5 protein-coding genes are annotated in these 5,017 nt (G+C 35.6%); 2 read left to right on the top strand and 3 right to left on the bottom strand.

From position 1 onward, the window contains the following. Positions 1–148: 148 nt before the first annotated feature. Genes pyk through HXN26_RS10770 form a run of 3 tightly spaced genes read right to left on the bottom strand, consistent with a single transcriptional unit; the run spans position 149 to position 2,699 of the window. Positions 149–1,600, bottom strand: coding sequence for a pyruvate kinase (pyk, locus tag HXN26_RS10780; RefSeq protein ID WP_024999989.1), 1,452 nt, complete (start codon positions 1,598–1,600; stop codon positions 149–151). Positions 1,601–1,618: 18 nt separating this feature from the next. Beyond that, positions 1,619–1,909 carry a hypothetical protein gene (locus tag HXN26_RS10775; protein ID WP_273161250.1) on the bottom strand — a complete coding sequence of 97 codons (291 nt, stop codon included), beginning with the start codon at positions 1,907–1,909 and terminating at the stop codon, positions 1,619–1,621. Positions 1,910–1,913: 4 nt separating this feature from the next. Then, positions 1,914–2,699, bottom strand: a complete 786-nt coding sequence (locus HXN26_RS10770) for a zinc ribbon domain-containing protein (protein WP_273161248.1) — start codon at positions 2,697–2,699, stop codon at positions 1,914–1,916. A 566-nt stretch (positions 2,700–3,265) separates the two neighbouring features. Between HXN26_RS10770 and HXN26_RS10765 the strand changes: the two genes are divergently transcribed. Together HXN26_RS10765 and HXN26_RS10760 are read left to right on the top strand one after the other, a co-directional pair. Further along, positions 3,266–4,252 (top strand): aminodeoxychorismate synthase component I, encoded by a 987-nt coding sequence (locus tag HXN26_RS10765; protein ID WP_024999986.1) that lies wholly within the window; start codon positions 3,266–3,268, stop codon positions 4,250–4,252. Beyond that, positions 4,236–4,838, top strand: coding sequence for an aminotransferase class IV (locus HXN26_RS10760; RefSeq protein ID WP_273161247.1), 603 nt, complete (start codon positions 4,236–4,238; stop codon positions 4,836–4,838). Before HXN26_RS10765 ends, HXN26_RS10760 begins: the two co-directional genes overlap by 17 nt. The last annotated feature ends 179 nt before the right edge of the window (positions 4,839–5,017 follow it).

Genomic DNA, 5,017 nt, shown 5'->3' with positions numbered 1-5,017 from the left:
GGGCTTTGTGCATAAAAAAGAGGATGTATCAATTTTGACACACCCTCATTTTATTTTTGTTTGAACCTTATGTTATCTTAGTTTCATTTTCTTTATTTGCCTTTTAACCAAAGAAAAAAATATAAGCTAATTACACTCTACTTTTACTTTATAGTTTCTTTCTATCACTCAGATGTGAGTTATAAGACTCTTCAAATACTGCACTTACAGTGTTGATTTCTAAGAAAGTGGTAACACCACCTTTACCCATTTCCCCTGAAATATAGGCTATCTTATCGTCTAAAGAAATATAGCCACGTTGGCGTAACATTCGTAAAGCAGCCTTAAAAACCTCATGTTTAGCTTTCTTTTCCTGCTGATAAGCAACAGGAATTAAACCATAACTAAGATTCAACCAACGTTGTAACTTTTCATGATAGCAAATTGCTAATACTGGATTAGGGCCTCGGAAAGCAGCCAAATTGCGTGCTGTTTTTCCAGTATCACTATCAGTTATAATTCCTTTTACACCAAGATGTTCGGTTGCTTCAATAGCACTCTTTGCCAAAAACTCGCGCTGTCCCATATCATCGTTGAGTGGAATATCTAAAAATCCTTCGCGATGTGCATCTTTTTCAGCACGTTCTGCAATAGTAGCCATCGTACGACAAGCTTCAATCGGATACTTTCCACTAGCAGTTTCACCACTCAACATCAATGCGTCAGTGTAGCTATAAATAGCATTTGCAATATCGGTTACCTCAGCACGAGTTGGACGAGGGTTGTTAATCATTGTGTGTAACATCTGCGTAGCAACAATTACTGGCTTTCGTTTTGCTATACACTTTCTAATGATATTACGCTGAATACCTGGTATTTGTTCTATTGGAACCTCAATTCCCAAATCTCCACGCGCAATCATAATACCATATGAAGCATCAATAATCTCGTCAATATTGTCTACTCCTTCTTGGTTTTCTATTTTTGAAATAATCTTTATATCAGAGTTATGCTCATCCAAAAGATCTTGAACGACCTTAACATCTGCTGCAGAACGTACAAATGAATGGGCAATAAAATCTACATCTAAATCAATCGCCAACTTTATATTCGTAATATCTTTTTCTGTTAATGCAGGCAAATCTATATGAGCACCTGGTACGTTCACACTTTTTCGTGAGCCTAACTCCCCATCGTTCGTTACTTTTGCCACAAGCATAGGACCAGCACTTTCGATAATTTCCATATCAATCGCACCATCGTCGAATAACAAATGGTCACCTTCTTTCACATCGCTTGCTATATTCTTGTAAGAAAGGTTCACTATGTCGTGGGTAGATTCTACATCAGGGCGTCCAAAAACCTTGACTATATCGCCCATTTTATACTTTATCGGCTCACCAACAGATGTTGTACGAATTTCAGGACCTTTTGTATCAATAAGCAAAGCAATATGAGGTGAAACTGCGCGCGTATTTTTTACTATCTTTCTTATCCCCTCTTCTGGTGCATGTGCAGTATTTATACGCACAACATTCATACCTGAGAAAAATAGTTTGCGTAGAAAATCAACATCACATCTAAAATCACTGATCGAACATACAATCTTTGTTTGCTTCATATTTCGTGTTATTTTTGTTTAGTTAGACATTGCCGTAAAAACGACGTATAATAAAGTTGATGCTATAATCAAGATGGTTGCAAATATAAGGAAACTTATGATAGCCTTCTTACCAATTTCGCTGATAAATTGTTTTCGTGTCTCTTTTTCCTTTTCTCTTTGCTTTTCAGCCGTAAGCATTGGTACTGCAATTGTAGATTCTACACCACAGAATGGACAATTACACTTCACTGTAGCGCCTTCTTCCGCTTTAATACTAAACTGTCGCATGCAGTTCTTACAGCTGACTTGGAAGTATCGTAGTGTCATAACCTTATCTTACATTCTCTATTAAGAACTTGTTATCAACTTGTTTTAGTTTAACAAGTCGCTGTTCTGTCTCTCCATTTTGCGATAATCTTACCTTATACCAATCGTCTTCATAATATGAAATTCTTAAATTACGAGCCAATTCATCTGCATTCTCTAATCCTGAGAGTGTACCAAACATTCCCCACCAAGCTGATTCTTTATCTAAATCAGAAGCATTTTCATCGTCTCCATAAAGTATTCGCTTACAACCTTCAGTCAGATAAGACTCATATTGTCTTACGTCTACTCGAGATAGTACAGCATTTAGATAGAACGACCGTAAGAAAGAGCAAGCTGAAGCCCGTAGCTTCTCTTGTTTTTCGGCTTCAATCGCTTTTACTTTAAGCATTTCCTTCACCTTCATCACTGAATCACGATGATGTTTACGTGCTATTCTTTCAAGTTCCTTTTGTTGTTGCTGATACCAATTAAACGTAAAAGCACCTCCTATAAGAAGTACTATTGCAAGGAGAAAAAATATTATTGATACTAACTTTCTGCTTTTCTTACGACTTTTTGATGTCGGAATATTTTTCTCATTTTCATGTGAAAGAGGTTCATTTACACTTTGAACACCAGTATTTTGAGAATCTGGAGCTTGTATTGTTGGTACCGTAATTTGTTCTTTAGGTATCAAAATAGCTAATTTTTGCCCACAATGTGGACAAACAGAAGTTGTTCGCAGTATGTTATCAACTGAAATACGAAACTTCCCTCCGCACTTTTTGCAAGTTACTTGATAGAGCATCTTTATTTTTCTGCAAATTTAATACTTTTCTTTCGTATAATAAAATATTTTCGATAATAGCTATAAACTTTTATAGACAGTTCTTTAAAATTGCTTCCTTCAATTAAAGAATAAACAAAAGAGAAATACTAAAAGACTATTCTATTAAAACATTACTCTTTTATTTAATTGATAATAATACAAGTCCACTTTGTTATTTTTTACATTATAATTTTATCATGATTTCGTTAAGATTTCTCAGTAGAACATATATATACTAACCGTCTTATTATCAACATATTGCAAAACCTATTGTTTTGCAATGTAAAAGCGCCTGTTTTGCACGCTGAAAGTGCCTATTTTGCATCGCAAAACAGGCGCTTTTGCAAAACCAAACAATTGGGTATTGATTATTAACTGGTTTTTTCTTTACAAACCAAAACCCATCTACTATAACACATTAAATCATGTGAGAAAAGCAATAAACATTGGAAAAGAGTTATGAAAGATTGGTTGTCTCATTAAAAAATTGTATTTTTGCATTATTAATATTTACTGGTTTAAAATACGAACGATACTGCAAAAAGATGAATATCTACAATCAACGGGAAGCACAACAACGCATGAACGAACTTGCAAAAGCAAATAAATCATTTGTTTTTATTATCAGTTACAATCAGAAAAAAGCTTATATAGAAGAGCTTGAGCATATAGACGCTTCGGAAATGCTTTATGCCTTTCCCGCAATAAATAATATTCCAACTGACAAAACAGCAAGTAATAACACGCCAGTAGAATGGATATTTGATGCACCAGACCGTGCAGAATATCAGCGTAGCATTGAACACGTAAAGACCAATCAACATAATGGCAACAGCTATTTGACCAATTTAACTTGCCAAATACCCATTCATACCAACCTTTCAATGCGAGAAATTTTTCTCCGCTCGACTGCTAAGTACCGCTGTTGGGTTAAAAACAACTTTGTTTGCTTCTCTCCTGAGATATTCGTTCGTATAGAAGGACAAACTATTCGTTCATTTCCTATGAAAGGAACCATAGCTGCCAATACACCAAACGCTGCAGAAATATTAATGAACAATGCAAAAGAAGCTGCCGAACATGCTACAATTGTAGACTTAATACGTAACGATCTAAGTATTGTAGCCAATCAAGTATCAGTAGAGAGGTATCGTTATATCGACAAACTAACCACTAATAAAGGACAAATACTACAGACTAGCTCAGAAATAGTTGGACAAATCCTTCCTCATTACCATACAAATGTTGGTGATTTGGTATTCAGTCTACTTCCAGCAGGTTCAATAACAGGTGCACCAAAGTCTATAACAACCCGTATTATTGCTGAAGCTGAGACTTATGAACGTGGTTTTTATACGGGCGTTATGGGACATTGGGCAAATGGAAACCTCGATAGTGCAGTAATGATTCGTTTTATTGACACCGATGGAAAACAACTTTTCTACAAAGCTGGTGGAGGTATTACAGCACAAAGTAACGATGACGACGAATATAACGAAATATTAGAAAAGGTATATGTGCCTATTTATTGAAACAATGTGTGTAGAACAAGGGAGGATTATCAACCTTGACTACCACTTAGAACGGATAAAATCCACGCGGAAACGCTTTTGGAATACAGAAAATATGGTTTCTGTAGACGATCTTTCAGCCCTTGCCGCAACCCAAAACGACCGAGCAAAGTTGCGTTTTACCTACGACAAAGAAAACATATACGACCTTTCTTGTACGCCTTATAGTATAAGAAAGATTGAAAAACTTAAGATACTGATAAACAACGATATAGAATACGCTTATAAAAGTATTGATAGAAGCGCTTTAAACTTATTGAAGGGCCAAGTAAAACCCTCAGAAGAGATTGTCATTGTACAACAAAATCATCTTACTGACACCTCTTATACGAATATAGCACTATTCGATGGTGAGCTATGGATAACACCTTCTACACCCTTACTTAATGGAACGCGACGCAAACAACTACTCAATGCTGGTAAAATAATAGAGCGTGAAGTGCTTGTTACCGACCTAAATTCGTTTCAATCCATATCTCTTATCAATGCTATGATAGATTTAGAAGAACTCGTTTTACCCATTTCGAGTATAGAGAACTTGCTATAAACCAATGAATAATCCACTTTCAAGCAGTCGTATAAGACAGAAAACACTCCAAAAAAAATAAAGAAAAAGTTTGATAAAAACTTGTAGGTTCAAAATAATATCGCTATTTTTGCACCCGCTTACAAAAAGTAAGGGCGTTTAGCTCAGTTGGTTTAGAGCATCTGCCTTACAAGCAGAGG

This window comes from Prevotella aurantiaca (assembly GCF_015262605.1).
In the GTDB taxonomy this organism is placed as follows: Bacteria; Bacteroidota; Bacteroidia; order Bacteroidales; family Bacteroidaceae; genus Prevotella; species Prevotella aurantiaca.
This window is presented reverse-complemented; position numbering and strand designations above follow the sequence as displayed.

Coding starts and splice junctions, on each gene's coding strand:
- pyk (WP_024999989.1), bottom strand. CDS start 1,600: ATGAAGCAAACAAAGATTGTATGTTCGATCAGTGATTTTAGATGTGAT.
- HXN26_RS10770 (WP_273161248.1), bottom strand. CDS start 2,699: ATGCTCTATCAAGTAACTTGCAAAAAGTGCGGAGGGAAGTTTCGTATT.
- HXN26_RS10760 (WP_273161247.1), top strand. CDS start 4,236: ATGTGCCTATTTATTGAAACAATGTGTGTAGAACAAGGGAGGATTATC.
- HXN26_RS10765 (WP_024999986.1), top strand. CDS start 3,266: ATGAATATCTACAATCAACGGGAAGCACAACAACGCATGAACGAACTT.
- HXN26_RS10775 (WP_273161250.1), bottom strand. CDS start 1,909: ATGACACTACGATACTTCCAAGTCAGCTGTAAGAACTGCATGCGACAG.